We start from the raw sequence: 25,486 nt of genomic DNA, 5'->3' as shown, positions 1-25,486 counted from the left end.
GATTACATCACCAAAAGGGATATAAATATGAGCACATTAAATGTTGATTGGAAACCAAGGTTTGGAACCATTTTTACATGGTTTTCCATGGATAAGGCAGGAAGAATTGCTGTGATGGTAAATAATTGCTTTGGCGATTTGCCAAAGGCATTACTTATCAAAAAGGATATTGAATTCTTATTGGATGCCATAAATGAGTATATTTGGGAGGAGTCAGCGCTCTATTTGCCTTATCCGAAAGAAAAAAATGGTTCTTTTGAGTTGGATTTATATTCTTCATGGCGTTATGGACGGAGTGATTCCAGAGAGCATATAACGGCAGAACTTATAAAAGATTTTGAATGCTCAGGTCGATATAGCGATGCTAATTTATCTATTAATAAAGGTTTTTTTCAATATCACGCAGTTGAGGGGAGTGGTGAGGGAGAAGACTACCCTGTCGGTTATGAAGGTGAAAGCAAAATGGGTGACTACTTTAGATATTTGATTCCAACTATATATGCATCCATTGAAGATTTTCCATTAGAACTACGCCATGCTTTCGCCGTTTCAGATAATATTGATTTCACTAAAAAACGTCTAATTAAGAATGACAAAATTAATTTTTATTTTCCAAAATCTTATAGCAATTAATACAAATATTCAGCGCTGGCAGGCGACAATGTGGCAGCAAGTTAATTGCACAGCAGCTCTATCTGGGCGTTGACCGTAAAGACCTGAGCGAAGAGCAGCGTCAGACCATCAGCGCGCTGGGGACGCTGGCGGCGGGTCTGGCGGGCGGCCTGGCAGGAGACAGCGCAGGCAGCGCGGTGACGGGCGCTCAGGCCGGGAAGAATGCGCTGGAAAACAATTATCTTTTAACGCCGAGGCCAGTAGTGGTGCCTGTTCCAGGGTTGGCGCTGAGTCCGGGCGATAAAGTTGTTCAGAACGCTAACAATAACATTGCGTCGGAGCTGGATAAGGCGCTGAATGGTGCGGGAGTTGAGGTAAATACGCCACCTATTACTGACGGTCCTTCAATTGTTGAAGCGCGCGATGAGGCTGCAAGATCGCGCAATTCGAACATGGCACTGAATCAGCAACATACGGATGAAGCTGGCAGCAAGACCGAAACGGTGCCGGTTAATGACGACCTGACGGGCGGGAAGTTGGTTAATCCCGTGCAGGAAGAAAGTAAAGGAACGTGGCTGGCAACACCAGATCGATCTGGGGAACAGGCCGCAAGCAATACCGGAAATACTGAAGGTGCGCCGGATACGGGCGGAAGCAGTACGGTAACGCCGATCCCTGAGCAGAATAAGGATGATCTGGCTTATTTGTCTGACAGCAGTGAAAATAAATATGTACCCAGCCCAAAACATGCTCTTGGGGGATGGGGAACACCGATGGACTTAAGCGATACTAAAGCGCAAGAAGTTTTAAATGACTCGATTCAAGGCGGTAAGCAACGTTATGGGATGAATAGTGGAAAAGTTTATGAATTCCAACCTGATAATGTTGGAGGGTGGCATGGCTATCCTATACCTGGTACTGAAGCACCACCGAAGATCTTACGAGAGTTTTTAAATCGAGGTGATGTTACTAAAGCTGAATACAATAAATTAATAAAAGGCAAATGATGAATAAATTATTAATTACAAAAAGCAAAGAAAGTGATGCTGTTCAATTAATTGACTTGTCAGTAATAGTGAATGGAGAAAAACACTCTCTTTTTGTAGGGGAAGTCGATGTAAATGAATTTATAGAGTGGTTTTTTGAACATGAAAAAGAAATTAGAGAACATGAAATCCCAATTAATAAATTAAGTGGGCAATCATTAGCAGAAAACATCTATCTATCCTATAATATATTGGATGTTGAGGATGTTGAGGATGATGAGATTGTAGATAAAATGTACGAATATCGGAGTGGACATTGTCTGAGATTTGCAGCTCGAGGAAACGATTTCCCTGAAATTTACATCGGTAAATTAGGGGGGGTATATGAAATATCAAAATATTCACCTACTGAAAGCTGGCGTTATCCAATTGACATAGATGGTTTTTTTAATAGTATTAAGTGATTATTATTGTCACAGGCAAACGGCTGGGCTTTTATTTCAAAAACAGCAAATAACCTCAAATCCTTCACCAATTAATCATCCTATCCAAGATTTTCCATGGCCGCTTTTGCGGCCTAAAAGTGGCCTAAATAGACTCCAGAATCTGCCGCTGCTTGTGGGCAGATAGTTTTTTACAGGCCTTACGTTACGCAAAGACGAGCAGCGCTTCTGCGGCTGCCACCGGTGCATTTGCTCCGGGGTGAGGTATATTGCAGAATGCAGAAATTTCATTAGGGGGGCGCTCTTTGACGTAACGGTCGGCGGGCACACGCAGCTGAACGGCGCGGTTATCGGCTCGACGGCGGATGCCAGCCTCAATAAGCTGGATACCGGCACGCTGGGCTTCAGCAACATTGAGAACCACGCGGACTACGAGGTTGAGCACCAGAGCGTGGGCATGAGCAGCGGCGGCCCGATTGGCAGCCAGATGCTGGGTAATATGGCCAGCACGATGCTGGCGGGCATCAACGGCGGCGGCAGCGCGGGTTCGACCACCAAAGCGGCGGTAAGCGAAGGCACCATTACCGTTCGCAACGGCGATAAACAGCAGCAAAACGTCAATGACCTGAGCCGGGACGTGGCAAATGCAAATCCGGGGCTGGAAAAAATCTTCGATAAGGAGAAAGAGCAGCGCCGGGTGGAAACGGTGCAGGCGGTGGTGGATATCGGCCTGCAGGTCAGCGATATCGTCAGGACTGAGGGTAAGATAGCGGGCGAGAAGGCGAAGCTGGACCCGCAAAAGATGGCGACGGCGAAGGCGCAGCTGGAAGACAGGGCGCGGCAGAACAACGTGAAAACGGCGCCCGGATACGAGGATATAGCGCAGCAGGCTTACAACAATGCCATGGCGCCGTGGGGAACGGGCAGCGCCATTCAGCAGGGCATCAGCGCGGCAACGGCGGCCGTCTCGGCGCTGGCGGGCGGGAACCTGTCGGCAGCGGTAGCGGGCGGCGCGGCACCGTACCTGGCGGAGCTTATTCATAAAGCGACCACCACCAAAGATGCGAATGGCAAAGACGTGGTGAACGTCGAGGCGAACCTGATAGCGCACGCGGTGCTGGGCGCGGCGGTAGCGCAGGCATCGGGCGGTTCGGCGCTGGCGGGCGCGTCGGGCGGCGCGGCGGGCGAGTATATCGCGCAGCAGCTCTATCCGGGCGTTGACCGTAAAGACCTGAGCGAAGAGCAGCGTCAGACGATAAGCGCGCTGGGGACGCTGGCGGCGGGTCTGGCTGGCGGCCTGGCAGGAGACAGCGCAGGCAGCGCGGTGACGGGCGCTCAGGCCAGGAAGAATGCGGTTGAAAATAACTCGCTGCTTTAGTACGTCAATCCCGATGCCTATCAGGATGAGTTTAAGAAAACAGGTGACTCGCTTTACCGGCTGACTGAAAAATATGAGCAGGAAGTCAGGGAACAGGCTGAAGCAGGCGATCCGTTAGCGATCCAGGTATTACACAAGCTTGAAGAGGCGAAAGAAAATGCCAGAATAGCCGTCGCTGCTTACGGTGCCGTGGCTGCCGGTACGGTCGCGCCGGAGGTGATCGCCGCAGCAAGAGCCGCAGCCAGCGGTTGCGTAGAAAACCCGGTTCTCTGTGTCAATGAAGTGGGTACCTGGATAGCAGATATGATTGCCGGTGATGCGGCACCAGCGGGCCTGACGGTAGCGACAGTCAGTAAAATGTCGACTAAAGAGTTGTCAGAGCTGAAGGCGCTGATGACGGTTGAGAAGCAGACCGGTACAAACGTATCAACCGAGACAGTCAGCCAGCTGGTAAAAACAAGTGATAATGCTGTGTCAGAACTGAGGGTTGCCAATATCAACGCTGGCGGTAAGGGAGACTGGAGTAAAGATTTAAATAATCCACAGCCGAATACACTTTATAAATTGGATGGTGATAAGGTTTACAAGACGGATAATCTTGCAAGACCAATCCAGGTGGAAGCGACTCTTAGCTCCAGTGTAAAAGACAGAAATACTTATCAGCAATGTAAAGCGGGTAAATGTGGGGTTGCAGGAGAGGAAGGTGGCCATTTAATAGCCTCTATCTTTAACGGGCTGGGCGAAAAACTGAATCTTCTGCCGATGAATGGTAATCTGTATAAAGGTGCCTGGAAGCAGATGGAAAATACCTGGGCTAAAGCGTTGAGTGAAGGAAAGGAAGTGAAGGTCAATATCCAGCCATCATATGTGGGTGATAGTGTCAGACCCGATAAACTTTATGTAGAATATACGATAGATGGAGGGAGGCCTATCGAGGAAACCTTCAAAAATGCACCGGGAGGTAAATAATGCGGACAGACCAAGAAATATACAATGATATTGGTTCAATATTACTGGCAGTGGTTCCTGATGCTGCATTGAAGGTAATCATGCGGGCAGAATTATCTCCTGAAAATGATCACTGTAAATGTGAATTTGATTATGTAGATAAAGTTACAGGAAAAGTAAATTGGTTTTCTGCCGGAGCGAGAGCCAATGGCAATTTACTAGATCTTCTTGTCGAGTTAAGAAATTATTTTGTTGCTAACTTTAACTCTCAGGAAAAGCCGTTATGGCACGGTTGTGAAGTAACTGTGGATGTTGAAACACTCAAGATAAACATTAATTTTAAATACGAACCCCGGTCAGTCTACAGCTGAACCGGGATTTTATTTTATAATCAGCTGTTGACCTCAAATCGATCTCCACTCAATCACCCTATTAGGGATCTTCCGTGGCCGCTTCTGCGGCGTGGCGATCGCCTGGATAAACGCCGCAATCTCCCGCTGCTTGCGGGCCGATAGCTTTTTGCAGGCCCGCTTCAGCGTGGTCACCACTTCAGGCTCGGCGGGCAATTCCGGCTGCGGCTCCTGCCGGGTAATAATCAGGCAGTCCTGCATCACCCGCATGTTAACCGGCGTTCCTAATCTGCGATGTGATGAACGCAAATCCGGGGCTGGAAAAAATCTTCAATAAGGAGAAAGAGCAGCGCCGGGTGGAAACGGTGCAGGCGGTGGTGGATATCGGCCTGCAGGTCAGCGATATCGTCAGGACTGAGGGTAAGATAGCGGGCGAGAAGACAAAGCTGGTTTTTGGAAAAAAGCAGGTGGAAGAAAAATCTCAGAAAGATGGTATATTGTTCAAGTGATTCCGTGAAGAGTAGGATAATCGGGAAATTGATGTCTGATGTAAAGAAAAAATTGTCAAGACTAACTACTGAATGATTTTAATGGTAAATAAAAATGCCAAGAACCAAAGAACAATTGATTGAAGAGTTAACCAGCTATATAGATAATGGCTATCTGGATATCAATTCTTTTGACAATCCTCTCGATGAAGCTGCAACGGCGCTTACAGAGCTACATTTTATTGATGGTGCTGCATGTGAATTTTTGTGCAAAAGAATTATTTTATCCAGTGCTGTGGGAGATGCTTATTTAGATAGTCTTTGTTTAGGGCATCTTTTTGACCTTAATAAAGACTATGCTCTAAATTATGTATTGACGCATGTAGAAAATATGCCTGCTCCTGTATTAGGCTCAGCGATGGATGGCCTATATCAATACAGTGAAGAACAATTCAGAATGAAGTTTTCAGAAGAATTGATTGCAAAAATACATAAACGCTATGATGAAGTCGTACAAGATCCTTTTTTCAAAGATATGCTGGCATCATTGTATGATACTTTTAGTGTGACTTATTCCAGGAGGAATATTAGCGCTGGGTCATGATGTGTGAGAGTAAAGGAAATTACAAAATAACGTAGGGTGGTTATTTACTATATTAACGATAGTCTTTTAGTTTACATTGCAGTTGAGAACAACCCACTAAGTGGTACGGGCGAATTAGGGATCGTCTTATTACCATTGCCGTTAAAAAATGTAAGGAGTATAAAACTTTTGGAGGGATTTCTGATGAGTATGCGGAAAATAAATTGATTCGATGACCGATTACATAGCAACAAAGCTGCTTCATGCAACCGGGAAGATTACGATAAGTTAAAGCCAGCGGTTGAATTTTTTCATATGATAAAAATTTGGAAGCAGCAATAGCTTAAGAAGGCAAAAGCGGCTGTGAGTGAAGAGCTGATTATTATTCGCGATAAGTAAAGCCAGTAATAGGATGTTGCTAACCTGAGCCGCGACGTGACAAATGCGAATCCTGGGCTGGAAAAAATCTTTGATAAGGAGAAAGAGCAGCGCCGGGTGGACACGGTGCAGGCGGTGGAGGATATCGGCCTGCAGGTCAGCGATATCGTCAGGACTGAGGGTAAGATAGCGGGCGAGAAGGCGAAGCTGGACCCGCAAAAGATGGCGACGGCGAAGGCGCAGCTGGAAGAAAAGGCGCGGCAGAACAATGTGAAAACGGCGCCCGGATACTAACAATGCACCTGGAGGTAAGTAATGCGTTCTGACCAGGAAATATACAATGATATCGGTTCAGTATTACTCTCAATCACACCTGAGAATGCAACAAAAATTATTTTGCATATGACTTTAGAGCCAGAAAGTGATTGTGGTGAATTTACTTATGATTATGTTGATAAGCATGGTGATCAACGTTGGGTAACTGAAACTGGTAATGCAAGCGAAAATCTTCTGGATCTTCTTGTCGAGTTAAGAAATTATTTTGTTGCTAACTTTAATTCCCAGGAAAAGCCGTTCTGGCACGGTTGTAAAGTAACTGTGGATGTTGAAACACTTAAGATAAACTTCGATTTTAAATACGATAATTAAATTATAATCCCGGTCATTCTACAGCTGAGCCGGGATTATCAATCTATAACCAGCCAATTACCCTAAACAGGCCGCCACTCAACCGTTCCATCCGGGATCTTCCGTGGCCGCTTCTGCGGCGTGGCGATCGCCTGGATAAACGCCGCAATCTCCCGCTGCTTGCGGGCCGACAGCTTCTTACAGGCACGCTTCAGCGTGGTTACCACTTCCGGTTCGGCGGGCGGCTCTGCCTGCGGTTCCTGCCGGGTAATAATCAGGCAGTCCGGCATCACCCGCACGTTAATCGGCGTCCCCGTTTCAAACCCGACTTCTCCCAGCCAGTGCCCCTTCAGATGAATAGATGGCAGCGGCTGATACTTCGCATCGCTGACATAACCCACGGTATAAGAGCGGGTTGTGGATGTAGCGATCTCTGGCTTATGATGTGGCTCAGCCATAATCAACTCCTTGTCAGTTGGTGGTGGTCAGCGGCGATAGAGGGGTGCGACCCACTATCGCCGCGCTAAAATCATTTCTTCTGTCCTTCTGTCCTTCTGTCCTTCTTTTTCTGCTTTTACCTGTTCAAATATACACCTTACTGCAAATTAACTCGTTAAAAATACGCTGTGAAAATGCGAGACATCTCCACAAAATGAATTAATTTATTTCACGCCGCAGCCCAATGCCCGGACAACAAATAGCCCTGAAAAGCGGTAGCTATATCCGCGTGAATCGCCGCTAATAATGTATCTCTCAAGGCTGGCAACGATAAGGGCATTAGCCCGGCCAACCCGCGCGAAGAGTTGAAGCAGACTATTAGCGTTAGATACCAGGCCAGTCTACCGTGGTTTCTGCTTCAAAAGCAGCTATTACCTTAGTTGACCTTTACTCGACCATAGCAATCAAGCCTTGCATCACTTTCATGCAGTATTGCGATCGTATATATAAATGCTTAACGGACTAACACTTTTTGCGAGTCTGTGAAAGCTGATTTTCCTGGTCAGTTACCTGTGCCAGCCGTCCATTTTTTGCTCATGTCTCTTACAGATGAAAACCTGTGCCCGAATGTACTTATTCTTAATTTGCTCCGTTAACTATTGACTTAACTCAAACCGTTAGTGTGGCTTTTTAAATGAATGCGCCATTGTTAATCGAAATTTAAGCAATCCTCTTCGGCTTTCCGCTTCGCAAAGATTGAAAAAAGAAACTGTATAAAATATCATCATTCTTTCAGGTTTTTTATCTATATGGGCACGAATTAAAATATTGATTATATTGAGTTATTACTGGTGGTTAGCAAGGGTGGCCATTTACACGGCTTCCTGTCGCAGATCAGCAATCGACCAGGAAATTAGCTTTTATTTATTAGCTAATCTACTTATCTACGCCAGTGAGGGGACAGGTAACGTAAGTTTTCTGTAAGTTTTTCTGCATTTTTTTCTTGAGGTTTTCATCTCAGGATGCATAATGTGCGCATAAAAACCTGCTATGTACATTTTGTTACATTTTAATGGTCAGGCGTGGAAAACGAAAGGCAGCTTTAGCGCTTTCGGATGCATGGACGAGCTTAGCGTTATCAAGGTTCACCGCAGCCATTACTTCCTGGCCAATGCGCTATCAGTAAAAGGGCAAGAGGTTTTTATTTCTGTTCAGCATGTTTTAACAGAAAGCTTATATCTTCTGTCAAAAGCATCTCAATAAATCAGGTAGTATAATCCCGTGCGACAGAACAGGGATTTAATTAATCTAATTAAAATGGACTCAATAATGAAATTAAAAATTACAGCTATGGCATTACTTTGCAGCGGTCTGTTTGTTAGTGCTGGCGCACTGGCGGACAACCATACGCTTTCAGTTGGCTATGCGCAGAGCAAGGTTGAAGATTTTAAAAATATCCGCGGCGTTAACGTTCAGTATCGCTATGAGTGGGATTCACCGGTCAGCGTTATCGGCTCTTTTACCTATATGAAAGGTGACGACAGCTATTCTGAGCAGGTAGAAGAGTTTGGCGAAATCGACGGTTATAAAGGCAAGACGGACGTAAAATATTATTCGCTTATGGCTGGCCCGGCATACCGTATCAATGACTACGTTAGCCTTTACGCGCTGGCGGGTATGGCGCACACCAAAGTAGACGATAAAACAACTTACCTTCCGGACTACACAGAAGAGTATAGCGACAGCAAAACGTCATTTGCCTGGGGCGCTGGCGTGGCTATCAACCCGACAGACTACCTTTCCGTTAATATCGGTTATGAAGGGACTCGCGTTAAGTATAATGAAAACGTAGCGGTGAACGGTTTTAATATCGGTCTTGGCTATCGCTTCTGATCTTAACCCAATCATGCCCCGGCTTTTCGGTTGGGGCTGATGGCGTTAAGTTATGACGATCCGCTCGTGAGCATAAAGATTGCCTTTTTAGAAACTATTATCTGTTCCGCTGCGTTGTTAACTGTTTTACAGCATGTTGAAACGCTTCCTGGTCAGGATGGTCAACTCAGGTAAGGACGCTTTATGAAAAAATTTGTTCTGCCGTTTCTTTTTACCCTCAGCATTCCGGGCGTCGTTAACGCCGAGTCTTTAGCGCAAAGTCTGCTTCACTGTGATAGTGGTTTTTTTAACAGGCTTTATGAGCAAAGAAATCAAATCCAAAAGCTTGCTCCTGTTAAGAGTGATAACGCTCATCATACGTGGTTTGTTCCCCCTGAAAAAAATAACGGCACCGTCTGGTTTGCTGAGCCCTTAAAAATCGATGACCTTGCCGCCTCCGGTTACTATGTGCAGCAAAACGATCTGGGTGACATGGGGAAATATTATTACTGGGGACTAGTTTTTGATAATTCTCCGCAAGCTGTTATGGCGGCGCTCCCTGAGGTCAACTGGCACCAGGAGGAGGATGAGTTTAGCGCCAACGCCATGATCAAAAAACCCGAAGATAAAGAGTGGAAAATAAATACCGGCGCCGCAGGCGGCATCGCGCCAGCCAAAGGCACTATAGAAAAAGTGGCGCTGCTAAGCGTCAGCAATGGCAAAACTAAATTGCTCTGTTCCGTACAGGGCAGTGTTGATAACAAAGTGCTTGGCTCACTGCGGCCGGATCTTAGCGGGATAACGAAATGACAGGGCGCGCTTTGCTTTACCTGGCGATCGTTTTGCTAGCGGGCTGCGTCAGCCACAAGCAGACAGATGCGCCTGTGCAGGGAGCCCGACCAGCGGGGTTTATGCCGCTTCTGGAAGACAAAACCGGCGGAACCTATGTCGATTTTCGGACTATTTCCGCTTATCATGGCAATACGCGTCTGCGCCGCTTTTATACGGTGAATAACTACCTTCCGCCAACCCCTATAAAAAATCCGTCCTTATGGATTGCCAGCTCTCGCGTGGTTAACGTTGTTAACTGCGATACAAAAGAGCGAGCGCTGTTCGAGCGGATCTATCTCTCTGAATATTGGGGAGCAGGCGAAGCCATCGCCAAACGGAAACCCGTTGGTCAGTGGGAATCTTTTCCTGAAAACTCTTTGTTTGGTATTGTCGCCAGCAGCGTCTGTCTGATTAAGGCTGAATCCTTAAAACCAGAACCCTCGCCGGATACCCGGAAAATGGTTCTGGGGGATTTTCAATAACTCAGGCGGCCTGTACGGCCAGACGAAGAACGGCTGGCGTAAAACAATCAGCGTTCAGGGCAGCTTACTGCGAATATGATGAAGCATTACTGGTGGAAAGATTTTCTCGACCGCGATAGTCGCTGGCAGGGTCTGGAGCTGCAGGTCAGGCAGGGTGACGGGCAGGCGATGGAGATGCAAAGCGGCCATCATGGGCGCATGACTTTGCAGGTGAACGGCAAGCCGCTGTTCTGGGCGACGGTGCTAAAAAACCATGGCGGTGTATGGCTGGTGTTTAACGCCGATCATCCCGCTCAGCAGCTACTGCTGCCGGCTATTAATTCAGCCGAGGTGGAAAGCGCGAAGCGGGCGGGCAGAGAAAACTGGATCGGTCACTGGTGTCGTTATTTCGCACGAGAGCTGGCGCGCCCAACGCCACTGATAGCGCCGGGCCGCTGGCTGCTGAGGCCCATGGAGCAAATTAAGCCAGCAGCGCCCTGTGTGCTTAACCAACGGCTTCCCTTTGAACAATGGCGCTTTCAGACGCCCGCCTGCAGCGAGCAGGCTGGCATAAGCTGGACGCTCTACAGCGAGGATTTCCCGGATCTGCAGGCTCCGGAAAAAGTTAAGCTGGTCGACTGGTGGTGGGGAGGTTATTTACTGCTGGCCCGTTACCCGGTCGATCCTGATAGCGGACGCGTAAAATGGTGGCGCAAAAAAAGCCGCGAGGGCGTTTTACCGCCCGTGCTGGTCTGGTTTATCGGCGGGCTGGCTTCCTTTGTTATTCTGGATGGGCATGACCGGCTTCAGGCGGCGCTGGCAGAAGGCGTACAGCCTCAGTTTCTGGTGCTGAGCCAGATTCAGGAGCAGGTTTATACGCCTGATAAAGAGGCGCAGGATCGAGTTCTTCGCTCATTGGCGCTGCAGCAGAAAAAACCAGGCGGCATCAATATTAATGCTATCAACAAGACGCTGATAAACCTGTACGACACCCGCTATACCCGCGCCGTTACCTGTAGTCGCGCCATACTTGATGGCAAGGATTGGGAAAGAGAGGTTCGGGATTATTTACAGCGCCATCACCTTGAGCACTATCTGGCGACGATCCTTGCTCGCGAAGAACAATCTGCGTAGCCGTTAAGCTGAAATCCCGGTTTAGCTGGGCGGACAAAATCCCTTTTCACTGACGCTTTCGCCGATCTGCGCCTTGAGCCAGTCGGTGGGTAATCTTTTCCCGCTGCGCTTATGCGAATAGATTTTTACGGTGAAGCTGGGCGCGCTAAAAGGCAATTTAAAGGTAGTGACCTCTGTTGCCCGCGCAATTTTACCGGCGACAAAGGAGGGGATCGCCATCAGCAACTCGCTTTCCGCAATAATAAATGGCGCGCTCAGCATAGAGGGCGTCTTAATGGTTATGCGGCGCTTTAAACCTGCCCGCGCAAGATGCGTGTCCAGCAGCCCCTGTTTTTCATTCCAGGGCGTCACCACCAGATGTCCGCAGGACAAATACTCCTCCAGCGTCAGGCTGGTGCGGTTCTTATTGCCGATCACCACAAATTCATCGCTGAACAGATCCATTTCTTCAAGATCCGGATGAACCGGTTCTTCGGGCTCGCTGAAGCTCAAAGCCAAATCGATCTCGCCAGCCAACAATTCCGTCAGGGCGGGATTATGAGGTAAATAGCGCAGTTCAAAATTCAGATGGGGCGCAACGCTTTGCAGCTTATTCATCAGTCCCGGAAACACGCAAAAGGCCGTGTAGTCCGTCACGGCGATACGAAAAGAGTCGTCGCTGGTGGAGGGATCGAACGGCTGAACAGGGCTGAGATGCTGATTTAATGCGATCAGCGCTTCAGCAATAGCGGGCGCAAGCTGACAGGCGTAAACGCTCGGGCACATCTTATGTCCGTCGCGGTAGAAAAGCGGGTCCTGCAGACACTCCCGTAGCCTGGTCAAAGCGTGGCTCAGCGCAGAGGTGCTCATGGAAAGCTCAATCGCGGCCAGCCGGACGGAACGATGTCGAAACACGGCATCGAAAACCGGCAGAAGATTCAGATCCAGTCGGCGCAGCGCATGATGCATGAAATTCATCCTTTATTGATTTTATTGCACTTAATTCATTGGACGATACCGATTATCCTGACAGGCATCAAATTATCAGGATCAGGGAAATTTTATGAGTGTGATTATTCGGCAGGCCAGACCGGAAGATACGGATGCCATTCATAACATGATCAACGGGTTGTCCGTCTACCGGGAAGCGCCGCGAGAGACGGTGCCGGATATCGATACGCTCCGCCAGTCGCTGTTTTCTGCGCAAACCACGGCGGAAGCCTACATTTGCGAAATTGCAGGGCGTGTCGCGGGTTACGCCATTGTCTCAATGAGCTATTCGACCTGGCTGGGCCGCTACAGCCTGAATATGGAAGATCTCTATTTTACCCCGGATTATCGTGGGCAGGGCGCAGGCAAGGCGATGCTGCACTATATCGCTCAGCTTGCCGTACAGAGGCAGTGCAGCCGTATCGAGTGGAACGTGCTGGAATGGGATCAGTCAGCGAAAGATTTTTATCAGAGTATTGATGCGCTGCCGCTGGCGGAGTGGGTGCGCTATCGTCTCGACGGCCCGGCGCTGGAGAAATTCGCCCTGCGCGAAACGCTCTGAGCGGGCAATAACAAAGCGCGGGCTACAGGCTAAAAACCGGCCGTTTGGCCGGTTCAGGAGTAGCGTGCGGCCGATCAGCGGCAATCAGAGAGACTGCAGAAACGCCAGCAGGTCTTCGCTTAGCTGCCCGGAGTGCGTAACCGCGAAGCCGTGCGGCGCATTGTCATAGACCTTAAGCTGCGCGCCTTCTATCATCTCCGCGGCCAGTTTACCGGTGGTTTCGAAGGGCACGACCTGGTCATTGCTGCCGTGGATAACCAGCGTCGGCACGTCGATTTTCGCCATATCCGGACGGAAATCCGTGGTGGAGAACGCCGTGACGCAGTCAAGCGTGCCTTTCAGCGAAGCAAGCAGCGCAATATTCAGCGTTTGCGTCAGCACGCCCTCAGAGACGGTTTGCCCGGCATTAGTGCCGTAAAACGGCGTGGCGAAATCGCTGATAAACTGCGCGCGATCTTTACGCAGCCCTTCCTGAATACCGGCGAAGACCGAGCTGTCGACGCCCTGCGGATAATCCTCTTTCTGGCCAAAAATGGGCGTTACCGCGCCCAGCAGCACCAGGCCGTCCACGCGTGAAGTGCCATAGTTATTGATATAGCGCGTCACGTCGCCGCCGCCCATCGAGAAGCCCACCAGCGTTACGTTCTGCAGATCGAGGCTGGTAACCAGCTCATTGATATCCGAGGCGAAAGTATCGTAATCGTAGCCTGTCCAGGGCTGGTCGGAACGCCCGAAGCCGCGGCGATCGAAAGCGATAACGCGATAGCCCTTTTCCGCCAGGAAGTTTAGCTGGTTGTCCCACATATCCGCGTCCAGCGGCCAGCCGTGGCTGAACAGCACCGGTTTACCAGTGCCCCAGTCTTTGTAATAAATTTGCGTGCCGTCAGCGGTTTTAATCGTGCTCATGGTTGTTTCCTTGTGATGTTGGATAAAAAACAACGGCTATTCAGGCGCGACCAGGTAACGTACGGTCGGCAACTGTTCGGCCTGATGGAAAGCGTAGACGCGGCGCTCTATTTTGCGATCGTTCATAGTGTAGCGTTCAAGCTGGCGCAGATGTTCCATCCACGAGCCCACCACAAATGTCTCGACAAAGATGCCGGGCTGCAGGATATCTTCATAGACGGCCCAGTTAATGGCGCCGCCGCGACGGCGAACGCGCCGCATATCCTGCATACAGAGGGTAAAGGCGCGCGCCTCTTCCTTCGGGATGCGGTATTCATAGCTGACCCGTACCGGCCCGCGATCGTGATGAATATCCAGTGTCGGCACGGGTTCGCCCATCTCGCTGATATCCAGATTCAAATCGGGATCTTTATCCAGACGCCAGCGCAGCGCGGTAAGAGAGGCCAGCGCCAGCCCCAGCGTCGCCACGCAGAGCGAAACCGGGATGCCGTAATGGGAAGCGAGCTGTCCCCAAACGGCGCTGCCCACGGTCATGGCACCAAAGAATACGGTCAGGTAGACGGCCAGCGCGCGGGCTTTCACCCACTTCGCCGCGCTGCGCTGCGCGCCCACATTCAGCGTGGAAAGCACCGTAATCCAGGCAAACCCGGTAAAGAACTCGCAAGCGTTCAGCAGCCAGAAATGCCGGATAAACGCCAGCGCCAGCATGGTGGCGGCGAACATCAGGCTGGCCAGCGTCATCAGCCGATCGGGATTAAAGCGTTGACGCAGTCGCGGCAGCAGGATGGCGCCGCAGATGGCGCCGACGCCGATAAAAGCCAGCATAATGCCGTAGCCGCCTGGCCCAAGATGCAGCTCGCGGCGCGCGACCAGCGGCAGCAAAGCCCAGCCGGCGCTGCCGAAGACAAAAAAGGCCGCGGTGCGCACCAGAACGTTGCGCAGCACCGGTGCGGCGTGCACGTAGCGCAGGCCCGCGCGCACGGCGGAAAAGAAGTGTTCCGGCGGCAGGCGCTGCACGTTGGGCTCCGCTTTCCAGCGATAGAGCACCCACGCGACGCCGGAAACGGACAGCGCGTTGAGCAAAAATACCATCCACGGGCCGGCGAACGAGAGGATCAGCCCGCCGAGCGCCGGCCCGATGGCGCGGCTGATATTAATGCCCAACGAGTTGAGCGCCACCGCCGCGCCAAGCTCCTCCTTTTTCACTAAATCCGGCACGATGGCCTGAAACGGCGGCGAGCTCATCGCGGCGCCGGCGCTCATCAGAAAAGCCGCTATCAGCAGCATCAGCGGCGTGACCTGTCCGGTAAAAGAGAGCACGGTCAGACCCGCAGCGGCGATAAATACCCACAGCTGGGAAAAGAGCAGGTATTTGCGCCGGTCGATGATATCTGCCAGCACGCCAGAGGGCAGGGCGAACAGAAACATCGGCAGGCTGCTTGCCGCCTGCACCAGCGCAACGTTCAGCGGATCGGCGCTGAGCGTCAGCATCGTCCAGTTCACGCCCACGTCGTTCATCCATGAGCCAATATTGGACACCACCGTGGCTATCCAAAGCAGACGAAACACGGGCTGACGCAGCGGCTGCCAGGGCGACGCCGCTGGCGCGTGACCAGTCGCCTCTTCCTGAACAACATTATTGATTTCGTTAACCTGCGCCATAGCGAACCTCTTTATACGGGAAGCCTGCGCGCCAGCGGCCCGGGCCGGTAATGGCCAGCGTGGTGAAAATAATCAGCAGCAGCCAGCCAAACTGACCTTCCGCCAGGCTCCAGCCGGGATGCACCACCACCATAGCCACCAGCAGCACGCCGATAATCGGCAGGCAGGCGAGCCGGGCGAAGAGGCCGAGCAGGATAAATATCGGGCAGACCACTTCGGCAAAAATAGCGGGCAGCAGGCTCAGATAAGGCCCGAAGCCAAAGGGATCCTCGATGCGTAACAGTTCTTCGCTGAAGTGAAATACCTTCGGCAGGCCGTGTACGTAGAGCAGCAGCAGGCAGCCGGTAAGGCGCAGGAAGAACAGCCCCGCATCAACGCGGGGCGGCTGAGTTAACGTTCTCATGATCAAAACGCAAAGCAGCTGCAGCCGAGCGCGCCCCAGAAGGCGTTCTCCTCGGAGACAGGCAGCCTGGCGCCGCGCGCGATATCGTGCGAGTGGCTGTGAACGCCGCACGGGCCGCTGCACTGATGAGGCATCTGCTGCATTCCGGCACGGGTTGCGGCGGTCGGCGGCGCGCTGCGGTAGTGGCCAGGCACTTTTACCACCGGCGACCATTCGGGCAGCACAGGAATAGAAGGCGGCGCTTCGCTACTGAAGGCGCCAGCGGCATAAACGATATTGCCGTCCACAACGGTGAGCACGGACTCGATCCCCTTGATCTCCTCTTCCGGCACGCTGAAGTAGTCTTTGCTCAGCACCACCATATCGGCCAGCTGTCCGGCTTTGATTTGTCCTTTTTTCCCCTGTTCGCTGGAAAACCAGGCGCTGCCCTGCGTCCACAGCATCAGCGCCGTGTCGCGATCCAGGCGAGCGTTGACGTCATACATCTGCATACCGCCCACGGTACGGCCGGAAACCAGCCAGTAAAGCGCCGTCCACGGGTTATAGCTCGCCACGCGCGTGGCGTCGGTGCCGAGGCCGACCGGCACGCCGGTTTCCAGCATACGCGCTACCGGTGGCGTATGGCGGGTCGCTTCAATGCCGTAACGTTCGGCAAAGTATTCACCCTGAAACGCCATGCGATGCTGTACCGCGATGCCGCCTCCCAACTCCTTGATGCGGTCGATATTGCGCTGCGTAACGGTTTCGGCGTGGTCGAAGAACCAGTGCAGGCCGTTAAAGGGAATATCACGGTTAACCTTTTCGAACACGTCCAGCATACGGCTAATCGATTCGTCATAGGTGGCGTGCAGGCGGAACGGCCAGCGATGTTCAACCAGGTGACGCACCACGCGCTCCAGCTCATCTTCCATACCCGGCGCCAAATCCGGGCGCGGCTCCAGGAAATCTTCGAAATCGGCGGCGGAGAAGACCAGCATCTCGCCCGCGCCGTTGTGGCGGAAGTAGTCGCTGCCCTGGCCAGGCGTCAGCATATCGGTCCATTTTTCAAAATCTTCCAGCTCGTGGCCTGGCCGCTGGGTAAACAGGTTATAGGCGATACGGATCGTCATCTGCTTTTTCTCGTGCAGCTCGGCGATGACTTCGTAATCGTCCGGGTAGTTCTGGAAGCCGCCGCCCGCGTCGATGGCGCTGGTCAGGCCCAGACGGTTCAGCTCGCGCATAAACTGGCGGGTGGAGTTTACCTGCTGCTCCAGCGGCAGCTTCGGCCCTTTCGCCAGCGTGGCGTAGAGGATCATGGCGTTTGGCCGGGCAATCAGCATCCCGGTCGGATTGCCGTTGCTGTCGCGCTGGATTTCGCCGCCCGGCGGATTCGGCGTCTCTTTGGTGTAGCCGACCACCTTCAGCGCGGCGCGGTTGAGCAGGGCGCGATCGTAGAGATGCAGCACAAACACCGGCGTGTCCGGCGCCGCTTCGTTGATCTCATCCAGCGTTGGCATACGGCGTTCGGCGAACTGGAACTCGGTCCAGCCGCCGACCACGCGCACCCATTGCGGCGAAGGCGTGCGTAACGCCTGTTCTTTAAGCATCCGCAGCGCGTCGGCGACGGAAGGCACGCCTTCCCAGCGCAGCTCCAGGTTGTAGTTCAGGCCGCCGCGGATCAAATGCAGGTGCGAGTCGTTCAGGCCCGGCACGGCCGTATGGCCTTTCAGGTCGATAACTTTGGTGCCTTCGCAGTGATACTGCATGACCTCAGCCTGGCTGCCCACCTGCAGAAATTTACCGTCGCGGATAGCCACGGCGTCGGCGACCGGGTTTTCGCGATCGACAGTGTGAAATTTGCCATTAGTAAGAATCACATCGGCTTTGCCAAGGGTAACCATAGGATCTCCTGGAGTGAAGTGTCCGAAGCGGTAAGAGCATCGCGGACAGAGAGTAGCCCTGCCGTAAACGCAGGATAATTGATGGCGGGATTATGCTCAGGCGAGCCGGAAAGCGTCCAGTTATACAAAGGGATACTTATACGTTCGTATAGGTATACCTATAGATAATAGTTTGCTGAAAAAAAGGTTTATAGACTGCGCTCAGACAGTTAGCTGACGTCAGCGTAGCAGGACGAGCCATCAACCGCCGCGTGTCAGGGCCACTGTTAATTAATACTGTTAAAGCTTTCCACAAAGCTTAGCCACCTCAACCTCAATGGGCAAAAACATGACCAATCGCAAACTTGAAGTACTGACGCCGCAGAACAGCCAGATCATCTTTATCGACCAGCAGCCGCAAATGGCTTTCGGCGTGCAGTCGATCGACCGCCAGGTGCTGAAAAACAACGTGGTGGCGCTGGCTAAGGCAGCCAAAGTCTTCAACATTCCGACCGTGCTGACCACCGTTGAGACGGAAAGCTTCTCTGGCCATACCTTCCCGGAGCTGCTGGATGCGCTGCCTGGTCAGGATATCCTTGAGCGTACCTCAATGAACTCCTGGGACGATCAGAAAGTCCGCGACGCGCTGGCGGCCAACGGCAGGAAAAAGATCGTGGTGTCGGGCCTGTGGACTGAGGTTTGCAACAACACGTTTGCCCTGTGCGCCATGCTGGAAGGCGATTATGAAATCTATATGGTGGCGGACGCCTCAGGCGGCACCACGAAAGAAGCGCACGACTTCGCTATGCAGCGCATGATCCAGGCTGGCGTGATCCCGGTGACCTGGCAGCAGGTGATGCTGGAGTGGCAGCGCGACTGGGCGCACAAAGAGACCTACAACGCGGTGATGGATATCGCCAAAGAGCATTCGGGCGCTTACGGCATCGGCGTCGATTACGCCTATACCATGGTGCATAAAGCGCCTTCGCGTCAGAAGAGCGAGCATCGTACCCTGGCGCCGGTTCCGGCCAACGTGCGCTAATCCGCCCGGCTGGCCAGTCCCTGGCGGGCCAGCCTTCTCTATAAGGAGAACCCGTGAATCCATTATTGATCTCTCTGGGCGCGGGGATTTTAGTTGGCCTTGTTTACGCCTTGCTCAACGTCCGCTCTCCGGCTCCGCCGGCGGTAGCGCTGGTTGGTCTGCTGGGCATGATCGTCGGCAGTACGCTGGGCGGCAAGCTGCTGCATCCTGTGGCGACCGCCTCGCTTTCGGCTGGCGAAAAAACAGAGATAATCGCGGAAAAACGGCCCGCTGCGCTGACATTCATCACCAGAGAGGCGGGCCGATCATGCTGAAAACCTATTCCGTCTCGCTGGCGGTGGGCGTGCTGGCCGGCGTAATTTATGCCGTGCTGGATGTAAACTCGCCGGCGCCGCCGGTTATTGCGCTGCTGGGCCTGTTCGGGATGCAGATTGGCGAACACCTGATCCCGCTGGCGAAACGGCTGATTAAGCGCCAGCCGGTTAACCTGCGCTGGTTTCGCCACGAGTATATCCATAAAATCGGCGACACTCCTCCGCCCTCAGGTGATAAACCCTCTTAAGGAAGCGCCCGAGTTTTATTTAAGGAAAACAGCATGCAGCTGTCGCAGCGCATTGTCGTCGTCGATGATGAAGGTTCTGTCCGCAGCGGGTTGACTAACCTGCTTCAGTCCGAAGGCTACCGGACGCAGGCCTTCGGGTCGGCGGAATCTCTGCTTGATGATGAAGCGGCGATGGCCGACGCCGCGCTTTTTATCATTGATGTGCAACTGCAGGGCATGAGCGGCTTCGAGCTGTTCATCCAGTTAGCCCGTCGGCTCGAAAATCCGCCGGGCATTATTATCTCCGGCAACGGCGATGAGGAGATGCTGCGCCGGGCGCTTGAGCTGGGCGCCATCGCTTTTTTGCTAAAACCGATCGAAATTGATACGTTATTCGAACATATTCGTCAGGCGTTTTCCTCACAGGCAGCCCGCCAATGAGCACTAATCCGCAGGCGTTGAACAGGCCAGAAAAAGAAGCGCTGATCCTCTCCGAAGAGGTCGCTTTCCGCTTGCTGGCGCAGGAAGGCAATATTGACTGGCTGCTGTGCCAAAATGCCAGCTCAGGTGAAACCTTTGTGCTGGCCGCAGCGGCAGAAGAAGCGGTTTTTCAGGTGACGCAGCTGCTGAAACAGGAGTATTCGCTGCGCGACCGGCTGTCGGAAAGCTGGGCGCTAAAGCCCTGGCGCCATACCCTGTATCAGGGCCGTTACGCGCTGGTGTATAAACCATTCAGCTATCATACGCTGGCGGAACGCCTCTCCGCCGCGCCAGGCGATATCGCCGACTTTCTCAGCAGCGCGGCGCTGCTTTGCATCACGCTGAGCAGGCTGCATCAGCAGGGAATGGTGCACGGCGATATCAAACCGGCCAACTTTTTTTACAGCGATGACGGCGGCGTCTGCCTGGGCGGCTTTGGGCTAACCTCAATGGAAAAGGATAGCCTGACGACGCCGCGAATGCCGGTAACGGCAGGCACGCTGGCCTATATGTCCCCTGAACACACCGACCGCGCGGCTCATCCTGTCAGTCGCGTCAGCGATCTCTACAGCTTTGGCATCGTGCTGTATGAGCTGCTGACCGGCAGATTGCCCTACGGCAGCGCAGCGGGCGGCCATGCCGAATGGGTGCATCACCATATCGCCTCGGAAGCGCTGCCGCCCCACAGTTTGCGCAAGGATGTGCCTGTGGTGCTTTCCGCCATTATCCTACGCCTGCTGGCCAAGTCCCCGGAACAGCGCTACCAGAGCGCGGAAGGATTGCTGGCCGATCTGCGGCGCTGCGAATCCAATCTGCTGCCGGATGGCAGCATCGAACCTTTTGCGCTGGGGTTACAGGATGTGCCGCCTGCAACGATCGCAACCGATGCGCTCTGGACGGATCATCCGCAGGCTGCCGCTATTCTGGCGGCTTTCGACGAGGTAAGCAGCAGCGGCAAACATAGTCTGGTCGCCATCAGCGGCGCGCCCGGCGCGGGGAAATCCTCTCTGATCGCGTCGTCGCTTAAGCTGCTGCGCGGCAGAAACGCTTTGCTGACCGTGGTGAAAGCGGAGGAGTATTCGCCCGTCCTGCCTTACGCTGTTTTCACCGCCGCTTTCCGGGCGCTGACGCTGCATCTGCTCGGTCTGCCTGCGACCGACGTGGCGCGCTGGAAGGCGCATATCAGGCGTCTGCTGGGCGAGTATGCCGGACTGGCGGTAAGTCTGGTGCCGGAGCTCAGTGTTCTGCTTAACCAGCAGGCCGCCGTGCAGCTGAACACGCACTCGATGGAAGCCAAAAATCGCTTTAACCTGATGGCCTGTCGACTGGTCAAAGCTTTTAGCGCGCCGGGCCGTCCGCTGGTGATGCTGATTGACGACGTTCACTGGGCCGATCGCGCCACGCTGCTGCTGCTGCAGAATCTGTTCAGTCTGAGTGAAGATATTCCTCTGCTGCTGGTGATTTCGCACCGGGAAAGCCTCTGTCCCGCTACCACCGCCAGCCTGCATCGCCTTCGGCACTGCGCCAACCGCATCGTCGATATCTCGCCTGAACCCCTGACGGAAAAAAATATTGCCCGCTGGCTGGCCAGACTGTTCCACACGCGGAGCGCGGCGACGGCGGAGCTGGCGCAGATCGTCCATGAAAAAACGGCGGGTAATCCGCTCGCCACGCAGGAGTTTTATCGCCAGGCCGTACGGGATGGTTTTATTAGCCATGCGGCGTCCTCCCGCTGGAGCTACGACGCCCAGGCGCTCAGAAACCGTCCCTTCACGGCTAACGTGGCGGCTTGCGTACTGCCGCATATGGAGAGTCTGCCGCATCCGACGCTTCACCTGTTGGGGCAGCTGGCCACGCTGGGCAATACGGCAGAGCTGGAGGTGGTCAGCAATATCCTTCATCTTCCCGTTCCCGAGCTGGTTGCACTGCTGCTGCCGGCGGTGACCTCCCGGCTGATCTCGCTTAGCGAAACAAGTTACGCTTTTATGCATGACACCATGCATCAGGCGGCGCTCAACCTTTGCGACGCCGGGGAGAAAGAGGCCTGTCACTACGCCGCAGCGCTCTACTATATGCGCGCCTCCAGCCTTGATCTCAGCAATGCGCTGCTCTTCAGGGCGGCGCATCATCTGCTCACCCTCGAAAACAGGGCGCGGCTGGCGCCGGATGCGGAGAAATTCGGCCAGTTAATGCTGAAAGCGGGCAGGCGCGCTAAATTCATTGGCGATTATGTTTCGGCGCTCCGCTACCTGCAGAAAGCCCGCTCGCTGCGCGCCGGTCAGGAAGAGAGCAGGGAGCTGCTGCTGGAAGAGGCGGAATGCGAGTTTCTCAACGGCAACCTGCCCGTTGCGCTGTCGCTGAGCCTGCAAATTCAGGCTTCGCCCGGCGAGATAACCGATAAAGCGGAAGCAGCCTGTTTGATTGCTGAAATTCATATGCGCCAGTCGGACGGAAAGCTCGCGCTGGAAACGGCGCTGGCGTGGCTTGCGGTGTTTGGCATCCAGCTGAACCGCTTTCCCGACAAGCAAGAGTGCGACGAGGCGAGGCTGCGGCTGAAGGAGGATGTGGGTAAAAATCCCTATACCCGCTTCCGTTCACTCCCGCGGCTGACCTGTAAAAAAACGCAAGCCGTGATGGATTTGATGGCCAGCGCCAGTACCTTTGCCGCTTTTATCAATCCGCGCCTGCACTTTATCATCCTGTGTAAACTGCTTCATCTGACGATGGCGCACGGCCTGAGCGGCGCTTCCACGCTCGCGCTCTCCTGGTACGGCGTGGCGTGCGGCGATCAGTATGATGAATACAGCCGGGGATTCGCCAGCTCGCTGCTGGCTCGCGAGCTGATGTATAAACATGACTTTATCAGCTATAAAGCGCGCACGCTGATGCCGCTCGATCAGGTCAGCGTCTGGACGATGCCGCTAAGCTACGCCATCGATCGGGCGAAGGAAACCTTCGACGTCGCGGTGGAAACTGGGGATCGCACTTCCGCCTGTCTGGCGCTGCGCCATATTGTGATGAACTCTCTCGCCCGTGGCGATCATCTGGATGGGTTGCACACTTCCATCACGCGCGGCTTGCTGTTCGCGCGAAAAGCGCAGTATCGCGATGTGGAAGTCATTCTGGGCATGCAGCTGGACTACGTGCTTTTTCTGCGTAAACCCCGGGGCGTGCTCTTTTCAGGCAATGATTTTCTGACGCCTGAGCTGGACGTGGTCAAGCCTGAAAACGCTGTGGAGCCGATGTATCTGATGCAGTTCTGGTCGCGGCTTTATAAAGGCATGGCGCACTTTTTCGCTGCCGAATACGCTTTGGCGGAGCACTGTTTCACCGTCGCGTCAGCCTTCACCACGCTTATTCCGGGCCATGTGCATATGCTCGACTTCCATCTGTACAGCGCGCTGGCCGTGACCGTCCCGCTGGCGGCCGGGACAATCGACGATCCGTTACGTCTGCGGTTAAAACCCCATCTCGATAAGCTCGTCACCTGGACGAATGAAAACGCGAAAACCTTTGCCGACAAAGAGGCGCTGCTGCGGGCCGAGCTGTTTCGTCTGGAAGGCGAGACGGCGCTGGCGTCTGAACAGTATGAAAAAGCCATTACGCTGTCGCGCGAAGGGCAGTTCCATCATATCAACGGGCTGGCCTGTGAGCTGGCGGCGCGTATGGCCTGGGCTAACAAGATGCCGTTTGCCGCAGAAGCCTATATGAAAGGCGCGATTTCAGGCTGGGAACGCTGGGGCGCGGAGGCCAGGGTTCGCCAGCTGGAAAGGGACTATCCTGCTCTCGTCGCCCATCATACGCAGACCGCGCTGAGCACCGTCTCTTTTGAGCAAAGCGCCACCAGCAGCGATCTGCAAAGCATGGTTACCGTGATGCGGGCGCTGACGGAAGAGATCAATCTGGAGCGCCTGATCCATATTCTGATGGTGATGCTGGTTGAGCGAGCTGGCGCGCAGCACTGCATGCTGATCCGGCTGACCGAGGGCAATATTCCGGAAATTCAGGCGAGAGCTTCCACCACCGTGGAAGGCGTGCAGGTCAAAATTGTCCGCGAGCTGCCGGTCGCGACCGATCTGCCGCTTTCGGTTTTAGCCGCGGTGATCCGCACCGGTCAGGAGATCCGCACCGGAAAACCGGAAGTGTTCAGTCCCTTCAGCCAGGATAACTATCTGGTGGCGTCCGGCGCGGCGGTGATGTGCGTGCCGATGTTCAGACAGGGGAAGCTGGTCGGCGTGCTCTATCTGGAAAACCGGCTGATGCCCGATGTGTTTACCGCCGATCACTCAAGGATAGTGTCGATGCTTGGCGCGCAGGCCGCCGTTTCACTGGAGACGGCGCGCCTCTACGCCGAGCTGGTGGACGAGAACAATCAGCGTCGCAAAATCGAAAAGCAGCTGCGGGCCAGCCAGACCTCGCTGATGCTGGGCGAAAAAATCAGCCATACCGGCACCTGGCACTGGCATCTTGAACCCGATATTCAATATATCTCCGATGAGTATAAACGCATCATGGGACTGCCGGAGACGCAGACCACCACCTCGATGGCGGAGTTCCAGAGCCGCGTTCATCCGGACGATATTCTCTGTCTCAGGGAGCTGATTGAAAACAGCGTCCGCGACGGCGTGGTGATGCAGGCGGAATTTCGCATTATTCGCGACAACGGCGAATGCCGCTATATCAAAGGGATCGGGGAGCCGAACGACAACTGGCCGGAGGTGGCCGAGTATTTTGGCACGCTGACGGATATCACGGCGCAGCGTCAAGCCGAGGATGCGGTCAGGATCGCTCAGGCGGAGCTCGCCCGCGTCGCGCGCGCCACCACCGTAGGCCAGCTCACTTCCGCCATCGCGCATGAGATCAACCAGCCGTTGATGTCTATCGTGGCTAACGCGGGCGCCAGCCTGCGCTGGCTGAAGCGTGAACCCGCGCAGCTGAAAAACGCCAGCCAGAGCATCGAAGAGATTATTCGGGAAGGCCGCCGCGCCGGCGATATTATCCGCGGCCTGCAGGCGCTGACGCGTAACCAGGTCACCGGGTTTACGTCGGCCAGGTTGCATCTGATTACGCGGGATATATTAATTCTGACCCGCCTGGAGCTGGAGCGCCGCTACGTCTCTCTGGAGCTGGATCTGAAGGCGGAAAACGATCTGGTTTGCTGCGAGAGCGTCCAGATCCAGCAGGTGCTGCTTAATCTGGTGATAAACGCCATCGAAGCGATGGAGGAGAATCCTGGCGCGCGCGTGCTGCGGATATCTTCTTCCCATCCCACCCGCGACCTTATCCGTATCGCGGTGGCCGATAACGGCACGGGCCTCTCTGACGAGGTGATCGGCAAGATATTCGATTCGTTTTACACCACGAAAGCGGAAGGCATGGGAATGGGGCTGACCATCAGTAACGAAATCATCAAGCGCCACGGCGGCGTGTTGCGCGCGGAAAACGCTCAGGGAGGCGGAAGCCTGTTCTGGTTTACGCTGCGCCTGGGCGAAGCTACTGCCGTCTGAAAAGGCCTCCCGCAGCTTTCTGCGGG

Annotated in this window: 25 protein-coding genes and 1 pseudogene; 19 read left to right on the top strand and 7 right to left on the bottom strand. The window is 53.7% G+C overall.

Annotated elements, in window-relative coordinates; all coding sequences use genetic code 11:
- Positions 1-27: 27 nt before the first annotated feature.
- The 5 genes and pseudogenes from MKZ79_RS07025 to MKZ79_RS07000 all read left to right on the top strand — a co-directional run bounded on the left by MKZ79_RS07025 (position 28) and on the right by MKZ79_RS07000 (position 4,738).
- On the top strand, positions 28-633 hold the full coding sequence (locus tag MKZ79_RS07025) for a hypothetical protein (protein WP_336140898.1): 606 nt from the start codon (positions 28-30) through the stop codon (positions 631-633).
- Positions 633-1,619 (top strand): VENN motif pre-toxin domain-containing protein, encoded by a 987-nt coding sequence (locus MKZ79_RS07020; RefSeq protein ID WP_336141372.1) that lies wholly within the window; start codon positions 633-635, stop codon positions 1,617-1,619. The genes MKZ79_RS07025 and MKZ79_RS07020 overlap by 1 nt, the downstream gene beginning before the upstream one ends.
- The gene (locus tag MKZ79_RS07015) at positions 1,616-2,062 is read left to right on the top strand and encodes a hypothetical protein (protein WP_336140897.1); all 447 of its coding nucleotides are present in this window, start codon (positions 1,616-1,618) and stop codon (positions 2,060-2,062) included. Before MKZ79_RS07020 ends, MKZ79_RS07015 begins: the two co-directional genes overlap by 4 nt.
- 283 nt (positions 2,063-2,345) lie before the next feature.
- A pseudogene (locus MKZ79_RS21230) lies at positions 2,346-4,388 on the top strand (DNA/RNA non-specific endonuclease); the annotation flags it as partial.
- On the top strand, positions 4,388-4,738 hold the full coding sequence (locus MKZ79_RS07000; RefSeq protein ID WP_336140894.1) for a hypothetical protein: 351 nt from the start codon (positions 4,388-4,390) through the stop codon (positions 4,736-4,738). The pseudogene MKZ79_RS21230 and the gene MKZ79_RS07000, both read left to right, overlap by 1 nt.
- A gap of 33 nt (positions 4,739-4,771) precedes the next feature.
- Here the strand turns inward: MKZ79_RS07000 and MKZ79_RS06995 are convergent, their stop codons facing one another.
- Positions 4,772-4,987, bottom strand: coding sequence for a hypothetical protein (locus MKZ79_RS06995; protein WP_336140893.1), 216 nt, complete (start codon positions 4,985-4,987; stop codon positions 4,772-4,774).
- Between the two features lie 29 nt (positions 4,988-5,016).
- Between MKZ79_RS06995 and MKZ79_RS06990 the strand changes: the two genes are divergently transcribed.
- The 4 genes from MKZ79_RS06990 to MKZ79_RS06975 all read left to right on the top strand — a co-directional run bounded on the left by MKZ79_RS06990 (position 5,017) and on the right by MKZ79_RS06975 (position 6,814).
- Positions 5,017-5,226, top strand: coding sequence for a hypothetical protein (locus tag MKZ79_RS06990; protein ID WP_336140892.1), 210 nt, complete (start codon positions 5,017-5,019; stop codon positions 5,224-5,226).
- A gap of 94 nt (positions 5,227-5,320) precedes the next feature.
- Positions 5,321-5,809 carry a hypothetical protein gene (locus MKZ79_RS06985; RefSeq protein ID WP_336140891.1) on the top strand — a complete coding sequence of 163 codons (489 nt, stop codon included), beginning with the start codon at positions 5,321-5,323 and terminating at the stop codon, positions 5,807-5,809.
- A 414-nt stretch (positions 5,810-6,223) separates the two neighbouring features.
- The gene (locus tag MKZ79_RS06980; protein ID WP_336140890.1) at positions 6,224-6,460 is read left to right on the top strand and encodes a hypothetical protein; all 237 of its coding nucleotides are present in this window, start codon (positions 6,224-6,226) and stop codon (positions 6,458-6,460) included.
- 21 nt (positions 6,461-6,481) lie between these two features.
- Positions 6,482-6,814: a hypothetical protein gene (locus tag MKZ79_RS06975; protein WP_336140889.1), complete on the top strand. Its 333-nt coding sequence runs from the start codon at positions 6,482-6,484 to the stop codon at positions 6,812-6,814.
- 62 nt (positions 6,815-6,876) lie between these two features.
- On the opposite strand, the gene MKZ79_RS06970 is transcribed toward MKZ79_RS06975, so the two are convergent.
- Positions 6,877-7,251, bottom strand: a complete 375-nt coding sequence (locus MKZ79_RS06970; protein WP_336140888.1) for a SymE family type I addiction module toxin — start codon at positions 7,249-7,251, stop codon at positions 6,877-6,879.
- Positions 7,252-8,560: 1,309 nt separating this feature from the next.
- Here MKZ79_RS06970 and MKZ79_RS06965 point away from each other — a divergent pair.
- The 4 genes from MKZ79_RS06965 to MKZ79_RS06950 all read left to right on the top strand — a co-directional run bounded on the left by MKZ79_RS06965 (position 8,561) and on the right by MKZ79_RS06950 (position 11,529).
- Positions 8,561-9,124 (top strand): Ail/Lom family outer membrane beta-barrel protein, encoded by a 564-nt coding sequence (locus MKZ79_RS06965; RefSeq protein ID WP_336140887.1) that lies wholly within the window; start codon positions 8,561-8,563, stop codon positions 9,122-9,124.
- A gap of 183 nt (positions 9,125-9,307) precedes the next feature.
- On the top strand, positions 9,308-9,913 hold the full coding sequence (locus MKZ79_RS06960; RefSeq protein WP_336140886.1) for a hypothetical protein: 606 nt from the start codon (positions 9,308-9,310) through the stop codon (positions 9,911-9,913).
- Positions 9,910-10,416, top strand: a complete 507-nt coding sequence (locus tag MKZ79_RS06955; RefSeq protein ID WP_336140885.1) for a surface-adhesin E family protein — start codon at positions 9,910-9,912, stop codon at positions 10,414-10,416. Before MKZ79_RS06960 ends, MKZ79_RS06955 begins: the two co-directional genes overlap by 4 nt.
- A 78-nt stretch (positions 10,417-10,494) precedes the next feature.
- Entirely contained in the window at positions 10,495-11,529 is a 1,035-nt protein-coding gene (locus MKZ79_RS06950) for a hypothetical protein (RefSeq protein WP_336141371.1), read from the top strand.
- 21 nt (positions 11,530-11,550) lie between these two features.
- Here MKZ79_RS06950 and MKZ79_RS06945 read toward each other — a convergent pair whose 3' ends face one another.
- Positions 11,551-12,486, bottom strand: a complete 936-nt coding sequence (locus MKZ79_RS06945) for a LysR family transcriptional regulator (protein ID WP_336140884.1) — start codon at positions 12,484-12,486, stop codon at positions 11,551-11,553.
- An 85-nt stretch (positions 12,487-12,571) separates the two neighbouring features.
- On the opposite strand from MKZ79_RS06945, the gene MKZ79_RS06940 reads away from it, so the two are divergent.
- Complete coding sequence (locus tag MKZ79_RS06940; RefSeq protein ID WP_336140883.1) at positions 12,572-13,060, top strand: GNAT family N-acetyltransferase; 489 nt, start codon at positions 12,572-12,574, stop codon at positions 13,058-13,060.
- Positions 13,061-13,144: 84 nt separating this feature from the next.
- Here the strand turns inward: MKZ79_RS06940 and MKZ79_RS06935 are convergent, their stop codons facing one another.
- From MKZ79_RS06935 to MKZ79_RS06920, 4 genes are read right to left on the bottom strand one after another with little or no spacing between them, the layout of a single operon-like run.
- The gene (locus tag MKZ79_RS06935; RefSeq protein ID WP_336140882.1) at positions 13,145-13,966 is read right to left on the bottom strand and encodes an alpha/beta fold hydrolase; all 822 of its coding nucleotides are present in this window, start codon (positions 13,964-13,966) and stop codon (positions 13,145-13,147) included.
- A gap of 36 nt (positions 13,967-14,002) precedes the next feature.
- Complete coding sequence (locus MKZ79_RS06930; RefSeq protein ID WP_336140881.1) at positions 14,003-15,628, bottom strand: MFS transporter; 1,626 nt, start codon at positions 15,626-15,628, stop codon at positions 14,003-14,005.
- Positions 15,615-16,031 (bottom strand): DoxX family protein, encoded by a 417-nt coding sequence (locus MKZ79_RS06925; RefSeq protein ID WP_336140880.1) that lies wholly within the window; start codon positions 16,029-16,031, stop codon positions 15,615-15,617. Before MKZ79_RS06925 ends, MKZ79_RS06930 begins: the two co-directional genes overlap by 14 nt.
- 2 nt (positions 16,032-16,033) lie before the next feature.
- On the bottom strand, positions 16,034-17,911 hold the full coding sequence (locus MKZ79_RS06920) for an amidohydrolase (protein WP_336140879.1): 1,878 nt from the start codon (positions 17,909-17,911) through the stop codon (positions 16,034-16,036).
- Between the two features lie 328 nt (positions 17,912-18,239).
- Between MKZ79_RS06920 and MKZ79_RS06915 the strand changes: the two genes are divergently transcribed.
- The 5 genes from MKZ79_RS06915 to MKZ79_RS06895 are packed head-to-tail and all read left to right on the top strand — an operon-like array spanning position 18,240 to position 25,460.
- Complete coding sequence (locus tag MKZ79_RS06915) at positions 18,240-18,932, top strand: hydrolase (RefSeq protein ID WP_336140878.1); 693 nt, start codon at positions 18,240-18,242, stop codon at positions 18,930-18,932.
- Between the two features lie 53 nt (positions 18,933-18,985).
- The gene (locus MKZ79_RS06910) at positions 18,986-19,246 is read left to right on the top strand and encodes a DUF1427 family protein (RefSeq protein ID WP_336140877.1); all 261 of its coding nucleotides are present in this window, start codon (positions 18,986-18,988) and stop codon (positions 19,244-19,246) included.
- Positions 19,240-19,494, top strand: coding sequence for a DUF1427 family protein (locus MKZ79_RS06905; protein WP_336140876.1), 255 nt, complete (start codon positions 19,240-19,242; stop codon positions 19,492-19,494). The genes MKZ79_RS06910 and MKZ79_RS06905 overlap by 7 nt, the downstream gene beginning before the upstream one ends.
- A gap of 33 nt (positions 19,495-19,527) precedes the next feature.
- Complete coding sequence (locus tag MKZ79_RS06900; protein WP_336140875.1) at positions 19,528-19,914, top strand: response regulator transcription factor; 387 nt, start codon at positions 19,528-19,530, stop codon at positions 19,912-19,914.
- On the top strand, positions 19,911-25,460 hold the full coding sequence (locus tag MKZ79_RS06895; RefSeq protein WP_336140874.1) for an AAA family ATPase: 5,550 nt from the start codon (positions 19,911-19,913) through the stop codon (positions 25,458-25,460). The genes MKZ79_RS06900 and MKZ79_RS06895 overlap by 4 nt, the downstream gene beginning before the upstream one ends.
- Positions 25,461-25,486 lie beyond the last annotated feature (26 nt).

This window comes from Erwinia sp. CGal63, assembly GCF_037026505.1.
Taxonomy (GTDB): Bacteria; Pseudomonadota; Gammaproteobacteria; order Enterobacterales; family Enterobacteriaceae; genus Erwinia.
Note: the sequence above shows the minus strand (reverse complement) of the source record. Positions and strands in the feature narration are given on the sequence as shown.

Excerpts from the sequence above, each read along its gene's own strand:
- MKZ79_RS06970 (WP_336140888.1), bottom strand. The coding sequence starts at position 7,251 with ATGGCTGAGCCACATCATAAGCCAGAGATCGCTACATCCACAACCCGC.
- MKZ79_RS06995 (WP_336140893.1), bottom strand. The coding sequence starts at position 4,987 with ATGCGGGTGATGCAGGACTGCCTGATTATTACCCGGCAGGAGCCGCAG.
- MKZ79_RS06965 (WP_336140887.1), top strand. The coding sequence starts at position 8,561 with ATGAAATTAAAAATTACAGCTATGGCATTACTTTGCAGCGGTCTGTTT.
- MKZ79_RS06975 (WP_336140889.1), top strand. The coding sequence starts at position 6,482 with ATGCGTTCTGACCAGGAAATATACAATGATATCGGTTCAGTATTACTC.
- MKZ79_RS06955 (WP_336140885.1), top strand. The coding sequence starts at position 9,910 with ATGACAGGGCGCGCTTTGCTTTACCTGGCGATCGTTTTGCTAGCGGGC.
- MKZ79_RS06900 (WP_336140875.1), top strand. The coding sequence starts at position 19,528 with ATGCAGCTGTCGCAGCGCATTGTCGTCGTCGATGATGAAGGTTCTGTC.
- MKZ79_RS06915 (WP_336140878.1), top strand. The coding sequence starts at position 18,240 with ATGACCAATCGCAAACTTGAAGTACTGACGCCGCAGAACAGCCAGATC.
- MKZ79_RS07025 (WP_336140898.1), top strand. The coding sequence starts at position 28 with ATGAGCACATTAAATGTTGATTGGAAACCAAGGTTTGGAACCATTTTT.
- MKZ79_RS06905 (WP_336140876.1), top strand. The coding sequence starts at position 19,240 with ATGCTGAAAACCTATTCCGTCTCGCTGGCGGTGGGCGTGCTGGCCGGC.
- MKZ79_RS07015 (WP_336140897.1), top strand. The coding sequence starts at position 1,616 with ATGATGAATAAATTATTAATTACAAAAAGCAAAGAAAGTGATGCTGTT.
- MKZ79_RS07000 (WP_336140894.1), top strand. The coding sequence starts at position 4,388 with ATGCGGACAGACCAAGAAATATACAATGATATTGGTTCAATATTACTG.
- MKZ79_RS06920 (WP_336140879.1), bottom strand. The coding sequence starts at position 17,911 with ATGGTTACCCTTGGCAAAGCCGATGTGATTCTTACTAATGGCAAATTT.
- MKZ79_RS06985 (WP_336140891.1), top strand. The coding sequence starts at position 5,321 with ATGCCAAGAACCAAAGAACAATTGATTGAAGAGTTAACCAGCTATATA.
- MKZ79_RS06950 (WP_336141371.1), top strand. The coding sequence starts at position 10,495 with ATGAAGCATTACTGGTGGAAAGATTTTCTCGACCGCGATAGTCGCTGG.
- MKZ79_RS06925 (WP_336140880.1), bottom strand. The coding sequence starts at position 16,031 with ATGAGAACGTTAACTCAGCCGCCCCGCGTTGATGCGGGGCTGTTCTTC.
- MKZ79_RS06895 (WP_336140874.1), top strand. The coding sequence starts at position 19,911 with ATGAGCACTAATCCGCAGGCGTTGAACAGGCCAGAAAAAGAAGCGCTG.
- MKZ79_RS06940 (WP_336140883.1), top strand. The coding sequence starts at position 12,572 with ATGAGTGTGATTATTCGGCAGGCCAGACCGGAAGATACGGATGCCATT.
- MKZ79_RS06945 (WP_336140884.1), bottom strand. The coding sequence starts at position 12,486 with ATGAATTTCATGCATCATGCGCTGCGCCGACTGGATCTGAATCTTCTG.
- MKZ79_RS06935 (WP_336140882.1), bottom strand. The coding sequence starts at position 13,966 with ATGAGCACGATTAAAACCGCTGACGGCACGCAAATTTATTACAAAGAC.
- MKZ79_RS06990 (WP_336140892.1), top strand. The coding sequence starts at position 5,017 with ATGAACGCAAATCCGGGGCTGGAAAAAATCTTCAATAAGGAGAAAGAG.
- MKZ79_RS06930 (WP_336140881.1), bottom strand. The coding sequence starts at position 15,628 with ATGGCGCAGGTTAACGAAATCAATAATGTTGTTCAGGAAGAGGCGACT.
- MKZ79_RS06960 (WP_336140886.1), top strand. The coding sequence starts at position 9,308 with ATGAAAAAATTTGTTCTGCCGTTTCTTTTTACCCTCAGCATTCCGGGC.